Annotated in this window: 24 protein-coding genes; 11 read left to right on the top strand and 13 right to left on the bottom strand. The window is 63.3% G+C overall.

Translation table 11 applies throughout. From position 1 onward, the window contains the following. Positions 1-340: 340 nt before the first annotated feature. From KQ307_RS11260 to KQ307_RS11235, 6 genes are all read left to right on the top strand, one after another. Positions 341-1,924, top strand: coding sequence for an iron uptake porin (locus KQ307_RS11260; protein ID WP_259727984.1), 1,584 nt, complete (start codon positions 341-343; stop codon positions 1,922-1,924). 49 nt (positions 1,925-1,973) lie between these two features. Next, positions 1,974-2,330, top strand: coding sequence for a hypothetical protein (locus KQ307_RS11255; protein WP_259727983.1), 357 nt, complete (start codon positions 1,974-1,976; stop codon positions 2,328-2,330). Between the two features lie 33 nt (positions 2,331-2,363). After that, entirely contained in the window at positions 2,364-3,446 is a 1,083-nt protein-coding gene (locus tag KQ307_RS11250) for a GTP-binding protein (RefSeq protein WP_259727982.1), read from the top strand. Between the two features lie 88 nt (positions 3,447-3,534). Continuing rightward, positions 3,535-3,678, top strand: a complete 144-nt coding sequence (locus tag KQ307_RS11245; protein WP_259701579.1) for a hypothetical protein — start codon at positions 3,535-3,537, stop codon at positions 3,676-3,678. Between the two features lie 147 nt (positions 3,679-3,825). Further along, entirely contained in the window at positions 3,826-4,881 is a 1,056-nt protein-coding gene (locus KQ307_RS11240; protein ID WP_259727981.1) for an extracellular solute-binding protein, read from the top strand. A gap of 9 nt (positions 4,882-4,890) precedes the next feature. Continuing rightward, positions 4,891-6,444: an iron ABC transporter permease gene (locus KQ307_RS11235; protein WP_259727980.1), complete on the top strand. Its 1,554-nt coding sequence runs from the start codon at positions 4,891-4,893 to the stop codon at positions 6,442-6,444. Here the strand turns inward: KQ307_RS11235 and KQ307_RS11230 are convergent. The 4 genes from KQ307_RS11230 to fldA form a co-directional block, all read right to left on the bottom strand. Then, a complete protein-coding gene (locus KQ307_RS11230) occupies positions 6,424-8,583 on the bottom strand; it encodes a PhoX family phosphatase (RefSeq protein ID WP_259727979.1) in 2,160 nt (719 codons plus the stop codon). The genes KQ307_RS11235 and KQ307_RS11230 overlap by 21 nt on opposite strands. Then, positions 8,580-9,629: an esterase-like activity of phytase family protein gene (locus KQ307_RS11225; protein WP_259727978.1), complete on the bottom strand. Its 1,050-nt coding sequence runs from the start codon at positions 9,627-9,629 to the stop codon at positions 8,580-8,582. Before KQ307_RS11225 ends, KQ307_RS11230 begins: the two co-directional genes overlap by 4 nt. A 118-nt stretch (positions 9,630-9,747) precedes the next feature. Continuing rightward, positions 9,748-10,593, bottom strand: coding sequence for a histidine phosphatase family protein (locus tag KQ307_RS11220; RefSeq protein ID WP_259727977.1), 846 nt, complete (start codon positions 10,591-10,593; stop codon positions 9,748-9,750). 472 nt (positions 10,594-11,065) lie between these two features. After that, entirely contained in the window at positions 11,066-11,668 is a 603-nt protein-coding gene (gene fldA, locus KQ307_RS11215; protein ID WP_311133758.1) for a flavodoxin FldA, read from the bottom strand. Between the two features lie 1,424 nt (positions 11,669-13,092). Here fldA and KQ307_RS11210 point away from each other — a divergent pair. From KQ307_RS11210 to KQ307_RS11200, 3 genes are all read left to right on the top strand, one after another. Continuing rightward, positions 13,093-16,809 (top strand): calcium-binding protein, encoded by a 3,717-nt coding sequence (locus KQ307_RS11210; protein ID WP_259727976.1) that lies wholly within the window; start codon positions 13,093-13,095, stop codon positions 16,807-16,809. Between the two features lie 360 nt (positions 16,810-17,169). After that, positions 17,170-17,298 carry a hypothetical protein gene (locus KQ307_RS11205; protein WP_259701570.1) on the top strand — a complete coding sequence of 43 codons (129 nt, stop codon included), beginning with the start codon at positions 17,170-17,172 and terminating at the stop codon, positions 17,296-17,298. Between the two features lie 32 nt (positions 17,299-17,330). Continuing rightward, complete coding sequence (locus tag KQ307_RS11200) at positions 17,331-17,624, top strand: transposase (protein WP_259727975.1); 294 nt, start codon at positions 17,331-17,333, stop codon at positions 17,622-17,624. A gap of 813 nt (positions 17,625-18,437) precedes the next feature. On the opposite strand, the gene KQ307_RS11195 is transcribed toward KQ307_RS11200, so the two are convergent. Then, entirely contained in the window at positions 18,438-18,740 is a 303-nt protein-coding gene (locus KQ307_RS11195; RefSeq protein WP_259727974.1) for an ATP-binding cassette domain-containing protein, read from the bottom strand. A gap of 276 nt (positions 18,741-19,016) precedes the next feature. Further along, positions 19,017-19,160 (bottom strand): hypothetical protein, encoded by a 144-nt coding sequence (locus tag KQ307_RS11190; RefSeq protein WP_259727973.1) that lies wholly within the window; start codon positions 19,158-19,160, stop codon positions 19,017-19,019. A gap of 165 nt (positions 19,161-19,325) precedes the next feature. Between KQ307_RS11190 and KQ307_RS11185 the strand changes: the two genes are divergently transcribed. Further along, positions 19,326-19,901, top strand: coding sequence for a ferritin (locus KQ307_RS11185; RefSeq protein WP_259701567.1), 576 nt, complete (start codon positions 19,326-19,328; stop codon positions 19,899-19,901). A gap of 37 nt (positions 19,902-19,938) precedes the next feature. Here KQ307_RS11185 and KQ307_RS11180 read toward each other — a convergent pair whose 3' ends face one another. Together KQ307_RS11180 and KQ307_RS11175 are read right to left on the bottom strand one after the other, a co-directional pair. Then, entirely contained in the window at positions 19,939-20,157 is a 219-nt protein-coding gene (locus KQ307_RS11180) for a hypothetical protein (RefSeq protein WP_259701566.1), read from the bottom strand. A 139-nt stretch (positions 20,158-20,296) separates the two neighbouring features. Further along, a complete protein-coding gene (locus tag KQ307_RS11175) occupies positions 20,297-20,893 on the bottom strand; it encodes a Crp/Fnr family transcriptional regulator (protein ID WP_259701565.1) in 597 nt (198 codons plus the stop codon). A gap of 219 nt (positions 20,894-21,112) precedes the next feature. Between KQ307_RS11175 and KQ307_RS11170 the strand changes: the two genes are divergently transcribed. Next, positions 21,113-21,280 (top strand): hypothetical protein, encoded by a 168-nt coding sequence (locus KQ307_RS11170; RefSeq protein WP_259701564.1) that lies wholly within the window; start codon positions 21,113-21,115, stop codon positions 21,278-21,280. Here KQ307_RS11170 and KQ307_RS11165 read toward each other — a convergent pair. From KQ307_RS11165 to KQ307_RS11145, 5 genes are all read right to left on the bottom strand, one after another. Next, entirely contained in the window at positions 21,268-21,756 is a 489-nt protein-coding gene (locus tag KQ307_RS11165; RefSeq protein ID WP_259727992.1) for a Fur family transcriptional regulator, read from the bottom strand. The genes KQ307_RS11170 and KQ307_RS11165 overlap by 13 nt on opposite strands. A gap of 88 nt (positions 21,757-21,844) precedes the next feature. After that, a complete protein-coding gene (locus KQ307_RS11160) occupies positions 21,845-22,870 on the bottom strand; it encodes a lysylphosphatidylglycerol synthase domain-containing protein (RefSeq protein WP_259701563.1) in 1,026 nt (341 codons plus the stop codon). Beyond that, positions 22,867-24,111: a nickel pincer cofactor biosynthesis protein LarC gene (gene larC / locus KQ307_RS11155; protein WP_259701562.1), complete on the bottom strand. Its 1,245-nt coding sequence runs from the start codon at positions 24,109-24,111 to the stop codon at positions 22,867-22,869. The genes KQ307_RS11160 and larC overlap by 4 nt, the downstream gene beginning before the upstream one ends. Positions 24,112-24,115: 4 nt before the next feature. Further along, a complete protein-coding gene (locus KQ307_RS11150) occupies positions 24,116-24,802 on the bottom strand; it encodes a hypothetical protein (protein WP_399242061.1) in 687 nt (228 codons plus the stop codon). Between the two features lie 9 nt (positions 24,803-24,811). Beyond that, complete coding sequence (locus KQ307_RS11145; protein WP_259701620.1) at positions 24,812-25,543, bottom strand: hypothetical protein; 732 nt, start codon at positions 25,541-25,543, stop codon at positions 24,812-24,814. Between the last annotated feature and the right edge of the window lie 44 nt (positions 25,544-25,587).

Raw genomic sequence — 25,587 nt, 5'->3', positions numbered from 1 at the left:
GTAGAGCTCGATAAACTTGGGCAGAGACAGACCCGACTGGAACTGGATCCGATTCATAGCCATGGCAATCAGAGCTGGTACATGTGTATCAGTCTAGGCGACAGGCAGCAGGCGGCGGATCTTGCTACCTAATCAAGAGACAAGAAAGGCGGTGAGGAAGGAGAAGGCGGTGAAGGTGGTGAAGGCGGCGAAGGCTGACCCAGCACCGATGGTGATGGCACAGCCGGAGGAGCAACCGGTCGATCGGACCCAGGATGATTTTGATAACTATTATCGTTTTTTGCACAGTCTGAGCAGGCCGGCCGCGGTGCCTGTTCCACCAACCTGGATCTCCCCCTTGATGACCCTCTCCCTGGCCCGCCTGATCGCTCCCGCCGCCTTCGGCCTGCTGCTGCCGGTGGCTCCGCTGGGCGCAGCCGCTGCACAGCTCAACCTCGATGGCATCAACCGCTATGCCGCCAGTGGCGCGGCGATCAGCCAGCCGCAGGTCACCAGCATCACCCAGTTCTCCGATGTGCAGCCCACCGAGTGGGCTTACCAGGCGCTCGCCAACCTGGTGGAGCGTTACGGCTGCGTGGCTGGCTATCCAGATGGCAGCTTCCGTGGCAAGAAGCCGCTGAGCCGCTGGGAAGCTGCCGCCCTGCTCAACGCCTGCCTCGACCGGATCACTGAGGTGACCGACGAACTCCGCCGCCTGATCAAGGAATTCGAAACCGAGCTGGCCGTGCTGAAGGGCCGCGTCGATGGTCTCGAAGCCAAGGTGGGTGAGCTGGAGGCGAGTCAGTTCTCCACCACCACCAAGCTCAGCGGCCTGGCCACCTTCGTGGTGGGAGCCAACGCCTTTGGCGGCAGCGCCGATGCCCTGCTCGATCAGACCCGGGCCGAGGTGGGCTCCACCACCTTCAACTACGACGTGCAGCTGGTGCTTGACACCAGCTTCACCGGCAAGGATCTGCTCCGCACGGTGCTTCGGGGCGGCAACTTCGGCAGCAGCGCCTTCGGCGGCGCCGGACCCACCGGCAATCTCTCGATCATGGAGATCGCGTTTGAGGAGGATGCCGGCCCCGATGCGCTGGGGATCGACAAGCTCTATTACCAGTTCCCGCTCAGTGCCAATTTCACCGCCACGATCGGCGGGAGGCTCGGCCAGGAAGACATGTTGGCGGTATGGCCCACCGCCTACGTGACCGATCCGATCCTCAACTTCTTCTTCCTGAACGGCATCCCATCCAGTTACAACAAGAACGCCGGACCTGGCGCGGGCCTCTGGTGGCAGAGCGAAGGCTGGAGCCTCAGTGCCGCCTATGTGGCCGCCACAGGCTTCCTGGGGGATTCCGGAATCGGAGGGATCGGCAACGGCAACAGCCAGGGCACCGCAACCGCCCAGCTTGCCTATGCCAGCGAACGCTGGGCCGTGGCTGCGATCTACAACTACATCCAGCAAGGTGTCGCCATCTCCGGTGCCACCCCATTGACAGCCGCTGTGTTCGAGGACAATCCCTCCAGCAGCACCAACGCCTTCGGCCTCAGTGGCTACTGGCAACCGGCTGCATCCGGCTGGCTGCCCTCGATCAGCGCCGGCTGGGGGATCAACAGCACGAGCTACGACGACACCCAGCCCGATGGCAGCGTCAGTACCAGTCAATCCTGGATGGTGGGTCTGCAGTGGAGCGATGTGTTCTGGAAGGGCAACGCCCTGGGCATGGCGGTCGGCCAGCCGATCTTCGCCACCGCCCTGGAAGGAGGGGGCAGCCCGAACGACGGCAATTTCGTGTGGGAATGGTGGTACAAGGTTCAGGTCACCGACAACATCTCGGTAACGCCGGCTCTGTTCTATCTGAGCCGGCCACTCGGCCAGGAGACGCCATCGGGAGACAGCTTCAACCAGCTGGGCGCCCTGATCAAAACCAGCTTCAGCTTCTGAGCGAACGGCCCCACGCCGATCAGGATGGAACGACGTCTCCGCCAACCCCATGAGCCTGCTGCGCGAAATCATGCAGACGTTCGGGCGACAGAGGCGCCGCGATCCGGCCACCAATCCGGCCTACACCGCACAGCTGGCCTGCTGCTCCGACGACGAGCTGCTCTACGAATGGACCTGGCTGGAGCGCCGCCTGGAGGAGTCTTCCCTGGCCAGCGGCCCGGAAGCCCTGCTCCAGCGGCAGGAGGCCAGCCTCTGGCGCGGTGACCTGGTCCGTGCCATGGACCACCGTGCCCTCTCGCCGGTGCCGCAGCGGGGGCCGATCGACCCCGCCCACCACGCCTGGGAGGTCAGGGACGAGGCCATCCGCCTGGCCTGGCGCCTTGGGCGCAGCCAGGCTCCAGACTGATCCGATCCGATCTCCCGCCATCTTCCCCAGGCCATGAGCAGCATCACCAGCCGTCCCAGCCCATTGCCGGTCACGATTCTCACCGGGTTCCTGGGAGCCGGCAAAACCACCCTGCTCAACCACATCCTCGCCAACCAGGAGGGGTTGAAAACAGCCGTGCTGGTGAATGAGTTCGGTGAGATCGGCATCGACAACGACCTGGTCATCGCCACCGGCGAAGACATGGTGGAACTCAGCAACGGCTGCATCTGCTGCTCGATCAACGGCGAACTGCTCGAAGCTGTGGAGCGGATCCTGCAACGCCCCAACCCGGTGGATTACCTGGTGGTGGAAACCACCGGACTGGCCGATCCGCTGCCGGTGGCGATGACCTTTCTGGGCAGTGAACTGCGCGACAGCACCAGGCTCGATTCGATCATCACCCTGGTCGATGCCGAAAATTCTGACCAGGCCCTGCTGGGCAGCGAGGTGGGCCGGGCCCAGGTGGTCTATGGAGACATCCTGATGCTCAACAAGGGAGATCTGGTATCCGAGCAACAGCTCCAGGCCCTTGAGCAGCAGCTGCTCAGCATCAAACCGGAGGCCCGCATCCTGCGTTCCGTGAAGGGGGTTGTGCCGCTGCCACTGCTGCTGAGTGTCGGGCTGTTCGAATCGGATCGGGTGGTGGCCCAGCCAGCCACCGTGCCTCACCACGATCATGACCACAGCCACGATCACGGGCACGATCCCAATCACGGGCACAGCCACGATCACGGCGATCACCATGGCCACGACCATGCGGACTCCAGCCATCCGGCCGATCACCTGGCGATCGAAGGCTTCACCTCCCTCTCGTTTGCCGCCGATGGACCGTTCGGCCTGCGCAAGTTCCAGAACTTCCTGGACAATCAGCTCCCGGCGGGGGTGTTCCGGGCCAAGGGGATCCTCTGGTTCAACGAGAGCGAGCGGCGCCATGTGTTTCATCTGGCCGGCAAACGCTTCTCGATCGACGACAGCGACTGGACCGGTGCCCGCAAGAACCAGCTGGTGCTGATCGGCAAAAACCTCGATCACACCACCCTGCGGCAGCAGCTCAGGGCCTGTGTGGCCAAGGATGCCGGCAAGGGTTTTTCCTGAGTCAGCCCCTCTCCGGGGCAGATCCGCCGCCATCGACACAATTCAGCCGTGGAACCTGGTTACGCTGAGACGACATTGAGCCGGGGCCATGGTCGATTTTCTGCTCTTCGCCGGGGTCCTCGCCCTGTTCGGTCTCGCCTTCTGGCTCACCGCCAACTCTGACGACGACAATTCCGGTGGAGGGTTGATGCAGCCAGCCCTGGTGCCGGTGCGGGTCAGATCCCGCCGGTGAGGGCTCCAGGGGGCCTGAGCCGCCCCAGGCTTCATCCCTTCGTCACATTTGTCACGTCAAGCCGAACCCTTTGGTCGCAGACGTTGATCACACGATTCCTACGCTCCGGAGATTGATCCAGCGCCCTCAAAGCGCATCAATCTCAGGATGAATCGATTTCCATTCACGTCCCTTCAGATTGCCACCACCGGCCTGTTGGCCGTTTCCATCGGCGGCGCCATCAGCGCCGGCCTCGCCCAGCAATCCCCGGCCAACCGCAAACCGGCTGAGATCGGCGTCTACTCCGGTCGTCACTACAACACCGACAAGGAGCTCTACCGCCAATTCACCGCCCGCACGGGCATCAAGGTGAACGTGCTGGAGGCCAAGGACGACGCCCTGCTGGAGCGGCTCAAGAGTGAAGGCAACAAGAGCCCCGCCGATGTGCTCGTACTCGTCGACGCTGCCCGCCTTGACGCCGCCACCGATCAGGGCCTGTTCCAGCCCAGCCGCTCGGCCGCTCTGCAACGGGATGTGCCGGCCAACCTGCGGGACTCCAAGGGTCGCTGGTATGGCCTCACCCGCCGCGTGCGAGCGGTGGTGGTCAACCCCAAACTGGTGAATCCCGCCACGATCCGCACCTATGCCGATCTGGCCAGGCCGGGCCTGAAAGGCAAGCTCTGCCTGCGGGAACGCAAGAGCCCCTACAACCAGTCGCTGGTGGCCAGCCAGATGATCCTGCGCGGTGATGCGGCCACCCGGACCTGGATGCGCGGCATGGTGGCCAACGTGAAGCAGCCCTTCTTCACCTCCGACACGCCCCTGGCGCGGGCTGTCGCCAGGGGGGATTGCGGCGTGGGGGTGGTGAACTCCTACTACGTGGCCCGGATGCTCTCCGGTGAAGGCGGCGCCGACGACAAGCGTCTGGCCGAGCAGCTCAAAGTGGTTTACCTCAATCCGTCCCACGTCAACATCAGCGGTGCCGGCGTCACGCGCCATGCCAGGAACCCCCAGGGAGCGATCAGGCTGATCGAATTCCTGGCTTCCCCCACCGGCGGCCGCGGCTACGCCGAAGCCAACAACGAGTATCCGCTCAAGGGCTTCGGGGACAACCCCATCCTCAAGCGGTTCGGCACATTCCGGGCCGATGGCGTCTCGGTTGAGCAGATCGGATCGAGGAGCAAGGCGGCCACCTTGATGATGGAATCGAACGGCTGGAAGTAGAAACAGCCGATGGTGTCACTGACAGCAGCTTGGGTCTCGGCCCCGCCCCGGCGATCACCCCTGGTGGTGGCTGTGCTGCTGGTCTGTGCGCTGGCGTTGCTGCCGGTGCTGGTGCTGCTGGGTTATGCCCTGCTCGGCACCGGCCTCGGCAGGCTCAGGCTTGGTGCGGAGGGGGTGGAGCAACTGCTCAACACCCTGGCCCTGCTGGTGGCGGTGGGGCTGATCGGCGCCGCCCTGGGAACGGCCAACGGCTGGCTGACCGCCTGCTGCCACTTCCCTGGCCGGCGCTGGCTGCGGCTGGCCCAGGTGATTCCCCTGGCGGCACCGGCCTTCGTGCTTGCCGCCGTGCTGGTGGACCTCGGCAGCCGCTGGGGCCTGCGGGTCCATGGCCTCGGCTGGGCCGTGCTCTTGCTGAGCCTCACCACTTACACCTATGTCTTTTTGCTGTCCACCGAGAGCTTCTCGGTGAGTGGCCGCCGCCAGCTGGAGGCCTGCCGCAGCCTCGGGGTGGGACCCTGGGGCAGCTTCCGGCGGGTGGCTCTGCCGCTGGCCCTGCCATCGATCGGGGCCGGCGTTGCCCTCAGCGGCATGGAGGTGGTCAACGAGCTGGGTGCGGTGGAACTGCTCGGCGTCCCCACCCTCTCGCGGGGCATCCTGCAACGCTGGCAGGGGGAAGGCGACCTGCAGGGCGCCGTGGGGCTGGCGCTGCTGGCCCTGGTGATGGTGAGCCTGCTGGTGGGAGCCGAACGCTGGCTGCGCCAGCGCAGCCGACGCTGGAATCTGGGCAACGAGGGCGCCAGCCCCCTGCAGTGGCAGCTGCGGGGTTGGCGACGGGCCACCGCCCAGCTGCTCACCCTCCTGCCACCCCTGGCCAGCCTGGCGATTCCGCTCACCTGGGCCTTCGTGAGCCGGGACCAGCTGCAGAGCGATTCCCTCGACGACCTGCTGGCCCTGAGTCTGCGCAGCTTTGGCCTGGCCCTGGCGGCAGCCCTGGTCACCGTGGCGGCCGCCCTGCTGCTGTCGATCGCCCGGCGCTGGATTCCCCAGCCCATCCTGCGGAAGCTCACCTTCGCGGCGGGCATGGGCTATGCCATCCCCGGCACCGTGCTGGCCCTGGCCCTGATGCTGATCGGCGGTCCACTGGGATTCAGTCCGCTGCTGCTGCTGCTCTGGGGCTATGGCGATCGCTTCCTGGCCGTCTCCAAGGGGGGGCTGGACGCTGCTCTCGAGCGCATCCCGCCCAGCGTCGATGAAGCCGCCACCGGGCTGGGCTGCAGCTGGCTGCAGGTGCTGCGGCGCGTGCATCTGCCCCTGCTGCGGGGTCCCCTGCTGGTGGGTGGGCTGCTGGTGTTCGTCGACACCGTCAAGGAACTGCCGCTCACCTTTTCCCTGCGTCCCTTCGACTTCGACACCCTGGCGGTGCGGGTCTACCAGTACTCCAGCGACGAGCGGGTATCCGCCGCCCTGGTGCCGGCCCTGCTGATCCTGGCCCTGGGCCTGCTGGCCTCCCTCGCCCTGATGCCCAGCCTCGAAGATCCCGATTCAGGTGTTCAGCAACGCTGAGCCATCCAGCCGGCGGATCACCACCACGCCGGGCCGGGGGGGACGGCCGGGGGCGCCGGTGGGCCAGTTCGAGCCGAGTGACACCTGGCGCAGCTGGGGAAAGCGGACGCCCTCGCGATCGACCAGCTCGAAGGACTGAAACTCCTCCATGCCGGCCCGATGGGTGCCATTGGCCTCGCCAGGGTGCTGCACAGCCAGCAGCAGGCTGCGCTCGGCCGGATCGAGGGCGAGACCGCAGAGCTCACACTCGTTCGGGCCGATGGCGAAGCAGAGGGCCTCACCGGCGCCGCCCCCCTGGCGGGGCAGCAGCCAGCAGCTGTTGTTGCCGAACAGATCGGTGGAGGAGGAGCCACTGCTGCGATCGGTCACCATCCAGAGGTTGCCGGCCCGATCGAGGGCCAGGTTGTCGGGGTTGGTGAAGCCCATGCCCCCCGCCCAGGGTTCACCGCCGGTGGCCACCATCCGCCAGCGGAATCGCCCCTCGCTGGCGGGCCCGGCTTCACTCAGCCGCATCACGAAACCGTGGGGCCAGGTCATCTCCCCCTGCGGCCCCTGGAACATCGCCGGGTCAGCGCCGCCCTCGCTGTCGGAGCTGCCGGAGGTGAAGGCGATCAACAGGTCACCCGTCACCGGATCGAGATCGGTGTCCTCCGGCCGGGCCGTGGGGGTGGCGCCCACCGCATTGGCCGCCAGGTGAGCATCGATCAGGATCGCCCCCTGTTGCTCCTCACCATGACCTGGATAGAGGGCGGCCAGGGTGGGGAAGCGCCGCACGTACGCCCCCACCCCGGCATCGTCCAGGAAGGCGACGCCGCCGGCCTGGAGCCGGTCGGGGTTGGGAAGCATCACGGGCACCGACAATCCGGCGTTGCCGAACCCCGAAGGCAGGAAGGGATCGAGGGGAGTGGAGGGCAGCAGCGGAATCCAGCTGCCGCTCCCATCGGCGAAGAATCGGGCCACCTCCAGCCGCCCCTGGCCGAACAGACGGGAATTGCGCTTGTCGCGCCGATCCTTGACCAGCCCGGCACTCACGAACCGGTAGAGGTGGCCGCCGCGGCGGTCGCAGCCGGAGTAAACCACAAGCGGCTGCTCCGCCTCGGCCCGCACCGCCACCGCCTCATGGCGGAAACGGCCGAGGGCGGTGTGCTTGGTGCCGGGGTCGGTGGGATCGGCCGGATCGATCTCCACCATCCAGCCGTATTTGTTGCCGGCCAGGCCATACACGTTGCCCAGTCCACTGAAGGATCCGGGCCGGCAGGCCAGGGGCCGCTCGCGGGGGTGCTGGGAGCTGCCGTCGGCATACACCGGCTCGACAACATGGGTCTGGAAGTTTTCCTCGGCGCTCAGCACCGTGCCCCAGGGGGTGGTGCCGCCGGCGCAGTTGGCAAATGTGCCGATCACCCGATCGGCGAGGCCGTCGTCGTAGCCGAGCCGCTGGCGGCGGCGGAACACGCTGGCCGCAGGCCCGCTCACCTTGAGGCGTTGCTCCGGCCGGCTCAGGCCACTGATGCCGGTGATCCGACGATCGAGGGGGCCGGGGGAGCGCAACCAGCCCCCGCCGGGTGCCGCCGTCAGGCTGGCCACGCCGATGCCGAGGTCGGTCATCGCCTGGTCCACAACGCCACGCAGCAGGGGCCAGAGGGGGTCCGCCGCCGCCAGGTCCGTGCAGTCGATCCGCCCACCGCGGGGCTGAAGTGCTTCAGCAAGCTCCGCAAAGGGCAGCGGCTGACCCACCACCTCAGCGAACCCCTCCAGCCAGGGGCGCTCGCTGATGTACTCGAAGTTGATGGTGAGCAGGGCCCGGCCCGGGCCCTGGGGGGTGAGGGCCAGGAAGTCGTTGTTGTAGCCCACCCGGCTGTCACCGAGGGGATCACCCCAGGCCAGCAGCAGGTCGGAGCGGAAGCCCTCCGGCACCACCAGCCGGTCCTCAACAACCTGGCGCCCATGGCGCCGGCGCTGCTCAGCGGCGGTGAGGCCATCGCTGGCCAGGGGGAGAGGGGCCAGAACCGGCTGGAAAGGCAAGACGGCAGCGGTAGGGCTGCGGGCAACGACAGGGCCTGATCGCAGCGGTCCTGGAGCCGCCAGGGCTGCACCGCTTAAGCCGAGCAGAGCCAGAAAGCGGCGGCGGGGAAGGGTCATCGGGGCGCCCGGCAGCGGGGGGCGATGCGGGCCAGGCGGTTCGCCTGGAGTGGATTGAAATTGTCATCGCTGACCAGCAACAACGTCGGTCGTCCATCCGACAGCGGCGGGCCAGCGGCGAGACCTTCCCAGTTCTCTGGAGTGAGACCGGCAGCCAGCAGGTCCCACTGCTGCAACGGGCCCGGAGCGGGGACGGCGGGCCCAGGGGTGGGCAGCAGCACCAGACGGCTCCACCAGCGCGCCGGGGCCTCATAGCCGCGGATCAGTCCGAGCAGACCAGCCGGAACTCCAGCCCGGCCACTCTCTCCGCGGAAGGCGAGCAGGTCGGTGAGGCCCCAGCGGGGGCCGCCGAGGGGAAGGTCGAACGACCCAAGCGGCTGAAAGCCAGGCGTCTGCGGCGACAAGCCAGCCACGGCGCCCGCCAGGGGGCCGAAGCCCAGCAGCCGGACCTGGCCGGGCGGATCCTGGAGCAAGGGCCGCTCTGCAGCCAGCAGCAACGTGTGGAACTGGGGCGGCAGCAGGGTGAGCGATTCCGGTCCCTGGTTCACATCCAGCCCCCGTCCCGGCTGGGCACGCCAGTCGTCCGGGAGCTCCAGGGACTGGAGCAGCCGGCCGCTGCGCCGATCGAAACGCATCAAGCGGGCGGGTTGCTCCGTGGTGCGGCGCCCCTCACTGACGATCCAGAACTCCCGGTCCCGCAACACCAGCCCCTCGCCGTCCAGGGGTTGCTCGAAGGGCTGACCGTTGGCCGCGCTGAGCGGCAGGCGACGACCGAAGACAGGCGGCGGCGCAGCGGGAGAGCCCAGGCGATCAACGCCGTGAAGCGGAACCAGAAAAGGAAGCGGCGCATCACTGAGCAGCCAGAGGGTGGTTCCGTCTGAATCGAGGGCAGCGGCGGAAAAACCACCCAGCGGTTGGCCGTCACGGCCTTCGCGCGGCAACGGCACGTCGCCGATCAGCTCCCAATCACTGGGTGCAGGGCAAGGCATCACCCAGACCATGGCGGCGGGCTGAGGCGGCAAGGGAGACGGCGTGATGGGAACCAAGGGAAAACACACCGGACCGGTTGTTCACGATGGCCGAAATCCCCTGAACAGGAGGCGGGGGATCGCCAGGAATCCAGCACCGAACAGGCAGTACCGAACAGGCTTCACCGATCAGTCATCAGAAGCTGGCCCACTGATCCGGCTTCAGGCTGGCCTGGACTGTGAAACCTCCCTTGCCGTCGGGCGTGAGCACGTAGGCGATTCCCTGGGGATCTGGATAGATGCCGGTTGCCGCCTCAAAGAGATCATCATGGCCAACAACCACGGTATTGGTGCCCGGCCTGGGAGGCGCCATGAGGAAGGGCAGCAGATTGGCCTTCATCTCAGCCATCTGAGCGTCGGTGTAATCCTCGAAGGGAAGAAAATCCAACTTGGCAGACTGTTGATGCCGTCCGAAGGCCAGATCAGCCGTCTGCCAGGCGCGGCAATACTGGCTGCTGTGGACAGTGCCGACCGGAATCATCAGCGTCTGGAGGGCCTTGCCAATCTCTCTGGCTTGTTCGATGCCGGCTGCGCTGAGTTTGCGCTGGGTTTCGCAACTCGCCAGGCTCATCTTCGGATCGGCCTGGTCTGCGTAGTCTTTGGTGGTCTGGGCATGGCGGAAGTAAATGATGTTCCCGCCCGAGCGCAATGCCGCCAGCAGCTGCTGGGAGCCGAGCCTGTTCACGAAGGCGGCATTGGCCTTTTCACCGGCACTCATCTCCTCAACCTTGGCCGCAGCCTCAACACCTTCGCCGCCCTGGCTCAGAAGCCAGCCGTCGGACTCGACAGGGAGGCCAACAATTGCTCCACTGCCGAATGATGCTGTTTCAACTGGAACCCTCATAGTGGCAGAAAAGACCGGAGTGGCAGCGCCAACGATGCCAAGCCCAAGAAACAAGGCGATTGAAGTGTTTACTGGATGCATGACAAAGGGAAAGTTCTTAATTCTAGACAATCGCGGCAATCGCGGCAATCGCTCCAATCTCAATACTCAAAAGATACCCAATCGCTTGAGCAATGATACAAGATGTGTTACCGCTCAGTGTTACGTGGTTCCCTGATGCCGGGACACTCAGTTGTCAGAGCAGAGCAATGCCGTGCCGAGCCCGGGCTCGAACGGAGCAATGCCTCCACGCCTCGGTGTTCAGTTCGCTACTCCAGACGGTTACATACTTTCGTTCAGGCATACCCGCAGCCGAGACAATGATTATCCAGAAGCAAGGCAGACAGGATGGATGGATTTGCAGAGGAGCAAGAATTCGTAAACCGAATTCTCCAACTCACCCAGCTCCGGGATTGGTGCATGGAAAGGCTATCGGTTCTTTCACTCAGAGCCGACCCGGATGATGCGCGGTGCCTCACCAGTGAACATCTGGAAATGCTGGTGGAAACAAATGCCTGGAAAACACTGTGGGTTGATGCGAGATGGCGAGGACAAAATCACCAGGGGTGAGCTAGAACATGCGAGGAGCTTCACGCCTCAGTTGAGCCAACCAGCTGATCAGTCGCTCATCTGTCAGGTCCGGCTCACTGTCTTCATCAAGTGGAAGCCCGCAGAACAGGCCATTCACAAGGCTCTTCGATTCAGAGTAGATATAGCCTGAAGGAGATACTTTGCCAACAATTGTTGCCCCAGACTGAAGAAATGCTGTGTACAACTCTTCCATGGCATCACAGAAATAGGCAGGATAAGATAACGAATCACCCAATCCCACGATGGCCACGAAGCGTCCTGCCATCTGCAGATCAGGAATCAACTCCAAGTGACTGTCCCAGGCTGTACCTGAACGCATCGAATCGGCTGCTGTATTCCAGGTGGGCACACAACAGATCAAATCTGACCCTCCGGCCAGATCCTCAGTGACCGCGAGATCATCCACATCCTTCAGCATGGCCGTTGAGCCGATCAGCTCCGCCGGGCGGGTGGCGACAGCTTCCGTTTTCCGGTGGTGGTAGCGAAGAAAATGCAAACAGCCATTGAGTTGAATCAGCACCTGTGAAGTTCCAGTCGTTGAATCTATGCCTTGGCAACTGAAACAAACAATATCGAGCGACATCTACTCCATCGATGTGACATCATTCAGTTTCATGAAGAGAAGACTGAAGGACAGGCCGCAAACACTGCCCCTAGAGCCATGATCGCCTGCATCTATCAATCCACAAGCTCAGATTCGATCATCCAGATCTGAATAGTTCTCTAGGCAATCTTGGCAAAATGGAGACAAGCCCTGGGTGGATGATCCAGGGCATCACCAATACTGGATTCACTGAATGCCAGTCAAGCCTGATGTCAGGCAGGTTCGCCTGGGAGTCGTAGGCCTGAATCCAGCTGCCAGATCCACTGAAGATGGGGTTACCTGGGTCTGTGACATTGCGCTGGGCCTGGGGTTTGGGATGACCAAATACATCCCTTGGGAGTTGACGGCTCAACATCAGCAGATGATCCATCTCTGTCAATTGAGCAGGTGATTCTGGCTCTGCAGCCAGGGCAGTCCCGACCGTAAGCGGCTATGACTCATCCACTTGCTTGCTGGCATCACCGGCCCGGCGTGAGGCCCGCTAGATCCGCTACTCATCATCACAGCCCTCAGCCTCTGAAGCCTTCAGCTCAGCAGCCTTTACCTCAAGCTCCGCTTGAGCCTTGCGGATCCACTCCAACAGAGTGGAGCGGCCGTGCATCTCTTCCGGGAGTTCATCGACCCGCCTGCCCTAGCGATAATGCCAATTCTCCTTGTCATCGATGAACTCGAACTTGCACAGCGGCCCACACATCTCGCCATCCTGCTGCCGCTCACATCTGGGCATCCGCTCGTGGCTTGTGGCCCTTAAAATGCTGGCACTGGCTTACAACTTGGTATGGTCAGGCACCACTTGGCCAGGTTCGCCATCCCCGGCCTTTGACAGAGCCGACCTCGTAAAAGGCATTTTCGAGACTGGACGCCGAGTTGACATTGGTAGAAATCGCTCATTAGGGTGCTAGTTGCCTGTGAGAACCCATAAGCAAGCGGCAACCCAGCAGGCATTCTCGATCTGGTGCCTCCTACAAGCAGGCATGGGACCAGGTAGGTGGGAACTGGGAAGCCAGGTGCAGTAGGCGTACAGGAGTAGCAGAACGATCATCCTGGGGCGTACGGCTTCTGCAGACGTTGATCCTCCTGCCGGTTGACTGCGTGAATAGTCTCGAGATGAAGTTTAGCGGCCTGATCCGGAAAAAAAAGTGCAGTGAGTTGTCAGTAAGCCACTCGACAGCTATCGGCGTGAAGTGCAGCGTCTGGTCGGGATTCCAGGGGGGGGGAGGAGGTGGACTTGACCAGCGCCATTAGTCCTACTGAGAACAATGCAGCGACAGGGGGTTTAGGCGGAATTGGGAGCGGCTGTGGAGGGCCTGGGCGCTGATCAATACGCAACAGCCTCCTGACCGGGTGCCCGCAGCTGGGCTTGGATTGTGTAAAGTGTCTCCGATGAAACCTGGTATGCCTGCGTGGCCATTCTTAACGGCGACAATCTTAATAATATCCTGTTCGGCACCGCCTTCATGGATGTTATCAAAGGCTTTGCCCTTAACGATTTAATCAACGGAGCAGGCGGCACCGACTTCATCGAAGGCGGAGCAGACGATGACATCCTTCTCGGCGGTGGCGGCAACGATACCATCTATGGCGACAATGAAGCAGGAGGCGCTGTAACAGGCAACGACCTCCTCGATGGCGGGGCCGGCGATGACTTGATCGATGGCGGCAGGGGCAACGACACCATCTATGCCAACGAGGGCAGCGACAGAGTGTTTGGTAGCGAGGGCGATGATGAATTCTATTTGCATGGCGACGGCCTCGGCGGAGATGTTTTTCTCTCCGACTCGGGTGGCATCGATACAGTGAATTTTTCGCTTGCAGGGGCCGGCGTCAGCGCAGAACTATCCAGTGCATCGTCTGGTGTCATTCGGTCTTTCAATGTTGATGGGCGGACGATTCGTTTGGGAGCCCTTGGTGTTGGAGGTCTGCCGTTCATCCAACCCAGCACGTTTGAAAACGCAGTCGGCAGCGCTTTTAACGACAGGCTTGTTGGCAACGAAGTTGCGAACATTCTTCAAGGTGGCGATGGCAACGACCGGCTTTTCGGCGAGGGCGGCGACGACATGCTGTTTGCGGGCGCTGGGACGGACTACCTAAGCGGCGGGATTCAGTCCACGCTTCACGAAATAACTGTCAACTCTTCTATTGATGTTGCTCCTGAATTTGCGCCGATAGATAACTTCAAGCTACAGTTCGAGTCGTTCGATCCGGGCGGCGACCAAGCGCCGGGGTCTGGAACAAGCACCCGTGTCCGCGTTTCGTTCGACATCTTCACGAACGACAGCGTCGATATTTCAGATACGACATTCTTCTTTAATGTCTCTGTGAATGGGGTCAATACCCCCTTTTCCTTCGAAAGCACCCCAGCCTTTGTCCTTAATGAGTATAGCGAGGTCGTCGCCACGGGCACGCTTGGAGGCAAGTTTGCAAAGACATTCGACCTGATCGTGCCTGGCCTTGTTTTGGGCGGCAGCAATGTGATTGGGATACAGGTTTCGGCGTCAAATAATTATAACGATGTCATAGATGGACCTCAAAACGTAAGCGACCTGCTCGCCCAGCAATTCACGGTCGACAGCAGCGTGACGCCCTTCTCCGGCAACGATACGTTGGACGGCGGCGCCAACGGGGCAGGCGTGACGACCATGCGTGGCAGCGACGGAGACGACACCTATATCGTGCGCGACGCAGCTGATCTGGTTCAGGAAAACACGGACGACGGAACAGACATCGTACAGACAGATATCAGCTATACGCTTCCCTTCGCAGTGGAGAATCTGGTTCTGCTGGCCGACGCGAACATCAATGGAACTGGTAACGACTTAAACAATACGATTACGGGGAACAACGGCGACAACGTATTGCTCGGGGGCTTTGGTAATGACACGCTGATCGGCGGATTGGGCAACGATGTATTGGGCACCAGCGATCTGAGCAGCGAGTTGGGCGACGACGTGATGATGGGCGGCGGCGGCAACGACCTCTATTTCCTCCGCGATGCCGGAGATGCCGTGATTGAGTCGCTGGCGGGACCAGCGGGTGGTGTCGATACTGTCATTTCAACCATTTTCAATTACACGCTCGGCGCGAACATAGAGAATGCCGAGCTGTTTCCAACGTTCGGGTTAAATCTCACGGGTAACGCGCTGGACAATCGCCTCACTGGAAATCTGGGCAACAACGTCCTGAATGGCGGTCTGGGCAATGACACCATGACTGGCGGCGATGGCAACGATACCTATTTCGTTGGGCAGACTGGTGATCTGGTTGTCGAAGCCAACGGGAGCTTTTCGGCCGGATCGAGGGATTGGGTGCAGTCGTCCCTTGCGACCTATACGTTAACGAACCATGTCGAGAACCTGACCCTGTTGACCGGAGCAGTTACGGGCATTGGCAATACCCTCGACAACGTCATTACCGGCAATTCTGCGAACAACTCACTCAGCGGTGGCAACGGCAACGATACCTTGAACGGTGGACTTGGTGTCGACACGATGAACGGCGGAGCCGGCATTGATACCTATGTCATTGATACGCTGGGCGATGTCATTTTTGATTCGTCTGGTATCGATGCTATCCAGGCCAATTTCAACGCGACGCTGAGCATCTTCTCGCAGATTGAGAACCTCACCCTGACAGGCTTTGCCTTCCAAGGCTCTGGCAATGGGTTGGCGAACCGCATTGTGGGCACGTCGCTTGCGAATTCCCTCATCGGAGAAGCTGGCAATGACACGTTGGAGGGCGGCTCGGGCAACGACCTCTTGACCGGCGGGATCGGCAATGACCGGCTCGATGGCGGGATTGGCAACGACACGATGACCGGCGGCGACGATAACGACGTCTATCTCGTGGATGCGACCGGCGACACGGTTGTCGAACTGCCAGGCGGTGGCACCGCCGATCGAATCGAGAGCACAATTACCATCGCGGCGCTGGCGGCGGAGGTGGAGCAGCTGACGCTCTTGGGAGCAGCAAACCTCAACGGCACGGGCAATGCGCTAGCCAATCGGATAGTCGGCAATACCGGGAATAACATCCTGGACGGCGCTGCCGGTGTGGACATCATGGTCGGCGGTGCGGGCAACGATGTCTACAAAGTTGATGTGACTGGCGAATCGGTCGTTGAACTTTCAGGCGAAGGCATTGACCGGGTTGACAGCCTGGTGTCCTATGCACTGACTGCCAATGTTGAGAACCTCACTCTGCTTGGTCTGGCGAACATCAACGGCACGGGCAACACGCTCGCTAACACGATTGTCGGCAATGGCGCGGATAACGTGCTGAACGGCGGCGTGGGCGGCGGCGACGTTCTGCGGGGTCTGGGCGGTAACGACACCTATGTCGTTGACGAACTGTCCGACACTGTTACCGAGGTCAACGCGGTCGGCGTCGATCTGGTGCAGTCCTCGATCAGCTTCACGCTCGGCAATTTCGTCGAGGATTTGAGGCTTACAGGATCGGCGGCGATCAACGGCACGGGCAACACGCTCGCTAACGTCATTACTGGCAATGCGAGCGACAACATTCTCGACGGGAAGGCTGGCGCGGATACGCTCTCGGGTGGAGCGGGCAACGACGTCTACGTTGTTGACAATGTGGGTGATGCGATCGTGGACTCGAGCGGCACGGGTGACGAGGTCACGGCGAGTGTCACACGGACTCTCGAAACGACAATTGAAAAGCTGACGCTAACGGGTGCTACCGCAATCAGCGGGACCGGCAACACGCTTGCCAACACGATCGTAGGGAACAGCGCGGCCAATACGTTGGACGGCAAGGCGGGAGCGGATACGTTGACTGGCGGATTGGGTATCGATAGGTTCCAATTCTCCGTTCTTCAGAACCTACCTGACAGGATTACTGATTGGGTAAACGCAAATGACGTGATTGCCATCTCCGCATCCGCGTTCGGCGGCGGACTTGTTGCTGGGGGGGCCGTCCCCTTCGCATTCGGTAACGGCATTCCTGCCACGTTTGGAACCAACGGTCAGTTTCTGTTCGATGACATTAGCGAAAATCTCTTTTTCGATCAGAACGGTTCCAATCCAGGCGGTCTGTTTCACATCGCCGTCGTTGTCGGCGGCGGCGGGTTCTTGGGTGACTCAAACTTCAGCATCATCGCTTAGGATAGTGACCGGGTGATTACGTGCTCCGGGCAACAGACTCCTGGGGATTCCTGACAAAGTTAGGTCAACTGCGACACAACTTGTTTCAGAATTCGAACCCCGACAAACTGGCTGCGCGCTGGGCAATCGATGATTGCTGCACCTGCTGATCAGTACAGATATACCGTTAATATCATACCGACAGGTCTCAATCGATGAATTCCGCGTGCATTTTGGGGGCACCTTGGACCTTGGACCCGGACAACCGCTGAGTGCGCTTCTTTTCTCAGGTGCCCTGGGCAGAGCTGGGAGAAACAAATTGTAGCTAAGTTCACCCCCACGATTGGTGCCCCCGCAAAGCCTGTAAGGCTGGCGTTTGGAGTGCTGCTCATCAAGCAACGGCTCGGCTTCTCCTATGAGGCGTACCGGCTGCACCGGTTGGTGTGCCCCTGCTGCTCCACCAGCACCTGCGCGGCGTTGCCGGTGGATGTGGAGCTCAGTCGCCGCTAGCCTCGGCTCATTGCCTTGGTGGTTTTGCTGGGTTGCGCCTTCCCCCCTTGAGTTTGAGCAAGACCCAGGCGCTGCTGGTTCAGCTGCTGGGAATAGAGAGCCGTCGCGTCGCCATTGCGGCAATCCGCCAGTGCCTGAGCGCTGCACTGGAGCAGCCCATGCATCAGGCCACCGCTTTCGCCCGTCAGCAGCCGGTGGCCTACGTGGATGAAACCGGCGCACCCACAGGCAACGCCGACGGATGCAATCCCACCGGAAAGCGCGGCTGGCATTGGGTCATGGTGACAGCTGTTGTGACGGTTTTTGTTCAGGGCCTGAGCCGCTAGACGTCCGCTGCGTTCGAGCTGAATACCCCCACCATGTGTGGGCAATCGACTTCCAGTTCAACCAAACAATGGATGGCCGCACGCTCAAGCTTCTGAACGTGGTGGTTGAATTCAGCCGCTTCTGTCTGGCCACTCGAGTGGGCCGGCGCTGCAAGGCTGTGGATGTTGTCAATCACAACTTCTCTCAATCGCACCTGGCATGGGTGCCTTTGCCGACAGAGCTGGGAGTTATCGGCGACAGACCTCTGCCGGCTCCATTCCAGAATGGCCATGGTGACGGACTCCCTCACCTGGTGGGGTCAGGGAGTTTTTCTTGTTCAATCTGGAAGTGAATGTGCCCCACTGCACTTCCGGGCAGGACAGGTGTGCACCACGGCGACAGGTCGCAAGTGCAGGCCACAGCGCTGACCCAGCGGCAGGGAGGTATCGATGGGCTGGCGCACCCGCAGCCGTATCCCTCCCTGGCCCACCTGATCGAGCCAGTGCCGGCCGAGAAACTGCCTTCCCACAATGATGGTCACTCCTCCATTGCCAGGGCAGAGATCAAGATCATCTGGGCTTGCCAGCCCCTCCAGAGAAACGTCTGACGCCACCGGGAGCGTAAGAGAGGTTGATTCGTTCACTGACTGAGTTGGCCCCAGCAGGGTGTGCAGGACGCAACCCTGCCACCAGGCAGGCAACACGTTGCACTGCAGCACGGAGCTCCCAACAAAGGACGTGACGGGCCCACTGACCAGTTCTCGCGGGCTGGCGCATTGACGGAGGCGACCATCCTTCAGCACAGCGACACGATTGCAGATCGCCAGGGCCTCCTCAGGATCGTGGGTGACAAGCAGACCGCTGGTGCCGCACTGCGCCAGAACAGCGGGAAGCGCGTCCCTTGTTCTGGCGATGCGGAAGACCGAAGCAGACGGTCTCCCAGGCGATCAGATGGGGAAACAGGGCGTAATCCTGGAAAACCATGCCGACACCTCGCCGTTCCGGTGGCAAACAGCGGCTGGGTCCCACCACTTCGCGTCCGCCCAGACGGATCACGCCTCGCTCCGGTCGACCAACTCCAGCGATCAAGCGCAGAAGTGTCGTTTTTCCGGAACCAGAGGGACCAAGCAATCCCACCAACTCACCAACACCAAGTTATGGTTCAACGCCCTGGAGAACCCAATCCGTGGACCCTAACTGGCTGGGAAAGCGATGCCAGAGACCCTCAAGTTCAATTGAATGTCGACCAGCATGGCAGGCCGATTGGGAGTGGTCGATGGATGACATCCAGGCAGAGAAGGAGTTTTGTTTCCTTACCACTGGAGAGGACCAATCAGATCCCAGAGACAAACTGCTGAGCACTGACGCTGCCTGGAGCCGAGCTCGGAGCCGGAAGCAGAACTGAGGGTGGGCTCAGTCGCGGCCACAGCGGCAACAACCGCCCTTCCAGTGGGAGCATTTCGACTGCTTGCAACCCTTCTTCTTGGAAACCCGAATCAGATCCTGGCGCAGGGCGCGAACAGCGGCAGGTTCGGGAGGGGGGGCAAGATCGGCCATGCCATCGGAGGTGGTTGGTTCAACCCTAGAAGGCCATCACCCCCCAGCCGCAACCATGATCACCCCCGGCTGTAACCAATCGAACATCGAGCCAGGATGGATCTCCCATCTGGGCCTGGTGCCCGCTTGGGTCCCTACGCTGAGTTCAAACCAACGATCAGCACAATGACCCTGAGCACCCAGCCCGTTGCCGGCAGCCTGCAGAGTGGTGGGAGGCCTGTGGCTCAACCGATCCAGGAGTCGCTGCTGGAGGCACTGCAGCAACATCTGGCGATGGAACTGAACGCCAGCGCCTCCTACTGGGCCCTGGCGATCTGGTTCGCCGAGCGTGAATTACGCGGCTTCTCCCATCATTTCAAGCAGGAATCCGATCAGGAACGCAACCATGCCGGCCTGTTCGCCGACTACCTGATTGCCAGGGGACAGCCTGTGGCACTGGGAGCGACCCTGGCGCCACGACAGGTGTGGAGTGATATCGAAGACATCCTGGCGGCTGTTTTTCAGATGGAAGTGGATGTCACCACATCACTCCATCAGCTCTATGCCATGGCGGAGCAATCCGGTGATGTGCGCACCACCGTCTATCTCGATCCGTTGATCGACAAGCAGACGGCTTCGGAAGATGAAGCCGCCCATCTTCTCGGTCGTCTGCGGCTGGCCGCCGGTAATCCTGCCGCTCTGTTGATTCTCGATACCGAACTGGCAAACGGTCAGGCGGCACCGTCCAAGATCGGGGAGTAACTCAGCCTCAGGCCTCCTGCTCCTGAAGCGCTGTCGCTCAGGCCAGGCTGGTGCGGCGGGTGAGTTCAAGCAGGAAGGCGATCCCGACGGGATCGAGTCCGGGCCGGCCCTGCCAGGCCCTGACCACGGTGCGCAGTTCAGCCTGGCGCTCGGCGCAGCGGTCGAGTTCGCCGTGCAGCCGGCCGATCAGATCGGCATCACGGCAACGGGACACCTGGGCCTGGATCTGGCTGCGCCGGCTCAGGAGGCGGCCCATCTCGCGGCAGAGGCTTCCAAGCAGGCTGTCGGCCACGTGAACCGGCTGCCGCGGACAAGCCAGAACCGCAGGGCCCGCCGGGGACAGGGAAGAAGAAGGAGAAGAGGAAGGAGAAAGAGTCATGGGGCAGGGATTCCGTTCAGCCGAGCGCAAGGGGAGCCGATTCCACCAGGGACGGCGCCAGACGCAGGCCGCTCTGGCCGCTGGGAGCCTCCAGCAGCTCGGCCTGGCGAATCCGGGAAATCAGCCGTGTGGTGGTGACGCGGGTGGTGCCGATCAGCTCTCCGATCCGCTCATGGGTGAGGCGGAATGGCAGATCACACCAGGGACCGCAACGGCGGCCCAGCCGACGGACCAGCAGGCCGAAGAGGGCATGGAGCCGCTGTTCAGCACTGCCGAGATGGCGAATGCGAAGCAATTGCAGAGTCCATTCGTTGACAGGATCGAAACCATCGCTCTCGCCGGCTTCTCCGTCGCTGCGGAAACGGAGCGGAGTGAGCGCCTCGACGCAGACCCCTTCACTGCAGAGACGGTCGGTACGCAGCCGGTCGCCGGCCTGAAGGAAGGCAAGGGTCATCCCCTCGGTTTCCTCGCAGGGGCAATAGACCCTGGCCACCCCTTCGAGCACCTCAAGGCAACAGCCGCCGGGACGGCCAGCGGGATCGAGCAGAACGGTCTGACCGACAGGCATGCGCACGGCGGTGGAAGGCGAATCAGGCAGGAAGCGAAAGGCCACGGACCCAGCACTGTTGCGAATGACTCGCAATCTAGACAGTCAACCCGCTTTCTTGCAAGTGGTTCTCAATAGCAACTGGTTGTTGCAAGTCGGTCGGCCGGCGATCGACCGGCGGCGGCACCGACAGCGGTGTCATTTGGGCTCAACGCCGGTGCCATCAACTCCCGGGCTCGCCTGGAATCCCCGCAGGATGGAACCCGTCCCCCACCCGACCAGGCCATGATCCGGATCCTTGGCGATCGTGCCTCCCTGCTGGCAGCCCTCACCGCCCACTGGGCCGACCAGCAGCATGGCCTCAGCTCTCCCCCTGCCAGGCGCCGGGCCATCAACCCGGGCCAGGCCATGGCCGCTCCGCCCAGACTGAGCAGCCCCCCTCAACCGTTCTGAACCGCGGCGCAGCCAGGGCACAGCGCCCGCACATTCAGCACGCACTCAATCAGGCGAAATCCTTGGCCGAGCGCCGCCTGCTCTCCCGCCGCGAGAACCGCCGAACTCTCGAATTCCTCGGTACGACCGCAACCGACGCAGACCAGATGATGGTGGTTGCGGTGGGTGTCACCGGCCAGTTCGAAGCGTCTGCCCCCCTCCGGCAGTTCCAGCTCCCGCAGCAGCTCCATCGAACTCAACAGCCGCAGGCTGCGATACACCGTGGCCAGGGAAACCTTCTCCTGGGAGCCGAGCAGTCGCTGATGCACCTCTTCGGCACTGAGGTGGCTGCCTTCCCCGATCCGCTTGAACAGGGCCAGCACCCGCTGGCGCTGGGGAGTGAGCCGCTGGCCACGGCCATGGAGGCTGGCGCGCAACTCGCCCGCTGCCAGCGGAGCGGCCAGGACCTCGGTTGACGGAGCTGCGGAGTCGATCAAAACGGACAAGGGCACAGCGCCAGGCCGGGCGTTCTCAATAATAGGCCTTGTTGCGAAGATCGGAACCGGTGGTGCCTCCGGGGATGGTTCAGCTCGCCAGCGATCGGTTCCGAGCCGCCGCCGCCACCAGCAGGCCATCCAGGCGGGCCAACAGGGCCGCCAGCAGATCGGCCAGGGTGGCCACGAGCCGATAACTCAGGGCCACCGCGAGCAGGGGAGCCTCAGCCAGTTCGGCGCCGAGCAGCAGCAGCAGCATCGCCTCGAACACCCCCAGGCCGCCTGGAGCACCCGGCACCACCAGCCCCACGGTCCAGGCGAGCAGGAAGCCGCCCAGCCAACCGGGCCAGCCCAGGCTCAGCTGCTGATCGAAGGCCAGCACACAGCAGGCGAAACCGCCGAAGCGCAGCAGCACGAAAACGAACTGGGGCAGCAGGGGCAACAAGGGATACCCCGGCAGGGAGAAAGGCGCCGGGGCCGGGGTATCCCCCCCAGGCTCCTCCAGCTTCAGCTGCCGAGCCCGGCGCCGCTCCAACCGCCCCAGCAAGGGATTGAGCCAGCGCGGCAACAACAGCACAGCCGGGAGAAGGGCGAGCAGGGCCAGGCCGTTCTGCCAGCCAGCAAAGGGCACCAGCAGCAAGGCAGCACTGGCTGCCAGAACCGGATCGAGCATCACGGCCACCACAGCCTGAGGAGTGGAGAGCGCGACGGCCAGCAGCGGCAGCTCCCCGGGGAGGGCAGCCTCCTCCCTGCGACGCAGCAGCTGCACCCGGGCTGCCAGGTGCCAGATGCCACCTGGCAGGTACTTGTAAAGATTGCTGCGCAGATAGAACCGGACACAGGCGGCCCAGGCCGGCCGAAAACCAAGCCAGCGCAAGCCCACCGCCCAGGCCATCCCGCAGATCACCAGGCTCAGCAGGCTGAAGCCGATTCCCATGGTGAGCCAGAGCCAGCCCTGGGGATCGAGGCGCAGGGCCAGCAGCTGCTCGCCATTGCCCAGCAGAGCGGCGAAAACGAAGCCGAAGCTCAGCAGACTCACCCAGACCCGCGCCCCCCCCGGCAGAGCCAGCTTGGGCACAGCCAGCCTGGGCAGAGCCAGCTTGGGACGTCTGATCATCGGGCCGCGTCGCTGCTGGGATCTGGATTGTCGCCGGCCAGGGCGCGCAGCGCCGCTTCCCGCACCTCCTGCAAGCTCAGGCCATGGGCCCTGGCCAGGGAGGCCAGGTCGTCGTGTTCAGGCTTGGAACGGTGGCTGCCATCCGGCAGGGTGACCCACTTGATCCGCACCTCTCCCCAGGCCGTACTCACCTGTCGCTGCAGGCGCGGCAGACACCAGCGCTGCTCCAGGTGCTCACGCACCCCCAGGCTGCTGCCATGGCGCCACCAGATCGCCCGCAACGCAGCAGCCCGCTCCGGCTGGGCCACAACCGTGAGCAACACGCCGCATCGGCCCTTTTTCATCTGCACCGCCTGGCTGTAGACCTCCAGTGCTTCTGCCGCACGCAACTCCTCAACCAGAAAGGCGAGATCCTCGGCCGTGGCGTCGTCAATCTGGGCCTGCTGCAGCAACACCGTTTCCAGAATCGGCCGGGCAGCCGGGACCAGCTCCGCTCCCTCCGGTTCCATGGCTTCCGCTGCCAGCCAAAGCCGGAGCAGGTTTGGACGATCCAGCTGACGGTGGCCGAGGCCGATCCCCACAGCCGACGGCACCATGGCGGGGGCCGGCCCGAAACCGTCCACCCAGGCTGCGATCAGTGCCATTCCCGTGGGCGTGGTGAGTTCACCGGCGGGCCGGCCATCCCCGCCGGCCAGGGGAACGCGATGGCGGCGGGCCAGCTCCAGCACCGCCGGCGCCGGCAGGGGCAGCAGGCCGTGGGCTGTCGCCACCACACCATGACCGGCCGGCGGCGGGGCACAGATCAGGCGGTCCACCTGGAAATGGAGCAGGCCGGCGCAGACCCCCACCACATCAACCAGGGCATCCACGGCCCCCACTTCATGAAAATGCACGCGCTCAGGCGGGTGGCCATGCACGGCGCCCTCCGCCTCGGCCAGCAGCCCGAACACCTCCAATACCTTCTGACGCAACGGCGGCTCGATCGCACTGGAATCGATCTGGCCTCGGAGCTCCAGCCAGCGACGATGCTCCAGCTGGGGCTCCAGAAGATCCACGCTGAGCCGGCGGCCGCGCAGCCCACCGCTGCTGGCCTCCTCGATCCGCAGCCGGTAGGCACCGCTCAACCCCAGGGCAGCCAGGGGGGCTTCCACCGTCGAGGCAGGCAGTCCCAGATCGAACAGGGCCGCGAGCACCATGTCGCCGGCCACACCCGTGGGGCAATCGAGATAGGCCAGGGTCATGGCGTCAGCGCAACAACCGGGGGGCGCCGGAGAGCAGATGCTCGGCGCGCTCCTCAAGGCGAGGCTGCTCCCGTCGCAGCCATTGCACCACTTCCCGCCGGGCCCGGCGTTGTTCCAGCTGGGCGGTGGCCACATCAAAGCCCGACAATCCCCAGAGGCGGCCGAGCAGGGCCCGGTCATCACCGCCACCGCGGGAGCGGCCGTAGATCAGGCTTTCGGCTGCCATGCCGGCCTGCAGCACCCGGCTCCAGCGGCGCAGATCTTCAGCGGCCAGTTTGGCGTGGGCGGGAATCTCGAACTCCGTGCTGCCGCTGGCCCGCAATCCAGCCTGCAGGCAGGCGAGGCTGCCGACAAGCACCCGTCGAATCGGCAGGTCGTTCTGCTCGGCCAGCAGGGAATGGCCCGCCTCGTGGATCGCAATCCGCCGCAGCCGCTGCCGGCCACCGGGCAGGGCTTCAGCCAGCAGATGGCCGCCCCTGCCACCGAAACGGGCCGCATCCACCGTGAGACCAACCAGTCCAGCACCGACCGCCAGACTGGTCAGCCAGGGGGAGATCCCCAACACCGGCCCGAGCACCGCCAGGCCTGTGCCAGCAGCCACCACGATCCCCGCCGTCAGCGTGCTGATCGAGCCATCGCCGGGATCCGGAGCTGGAACCCTTCGCGTGGAGCTGGATTCGGGATGGTCCACAGAACGACCTCAGCTCCCCGGCCGAATGATCGCCGTGCGGCGGCCGCCAGGGGGCAGGGCCTCACCCCGGCTGATCGGATTCCTCGGTGGCTTGCGCTCGCTCCGGTCGGCGCTGCTGCGACCAGAACCGCTGCGATCCTTGCCGCCCCGGTTGCCGCGCTGGGCGACCGGACCGATCACTTCGAAGCGCTCCACCTCCAGCTGACTGGCCTGACGTCGCAGATCGAGGGAGACGAAATGGCGCAGATGCTCCAGGGGGATCTGGCCGCGCAACTGCAGCTTGAACGGTTGCACCCTGGTGCCATCGGCCCGGGGTTTCTGACGCACCTTGATCACCAGGTCACCACTCTCGGGCCGGGTGAAGATCAGCTCGCCGCGCACGGAGAAGTAGTCATCCCCTTCCGGAAGGCTGTCCTCTGGGGGCTGGTCATCGGCCGGGGGTGACTCGACGGCATCGAGGGTGCTGGGCTCCCACACCCCCACCATCTGGAGATGGAGGCTGCCAGGCTCGCGAATGCGGGGATACACCACCCAGAGATGGGGGCTGGCCATGTCGAGATGGCGACGCACCAGGCTGAGAACCCTGCCCAGCACAACCGCTTCGATCGCTGTGCCATCGGCGGTGTGGATCAGGCCACGGGTGGGCTGCTCCGCATCGGTTGGAACGTACTGGCCGCGAACCACGCCAATGGCCCGGTACTGCATCGGTTCGGTGACCGGGGAAATCGGATGGTGACGCATCTTCAGGGGGGGCAACCATTGGCCCGTGCCGCAATCTAGCCAGG

This window comes from Synechococcus sp. CS-1326 (assembly GCF_025128115.1).
Classification (GTDB): Bacteria; Cyanobacteriota; Cyanobacteriia; order PCC-6307; family Cyanobiaceae; genus Regnicoccus.
The sequence above is the reverse complement of the archived record's forward strand: the minus strand, read 5'-3'. Positions and strand labels throughout refer to the sequence as shown.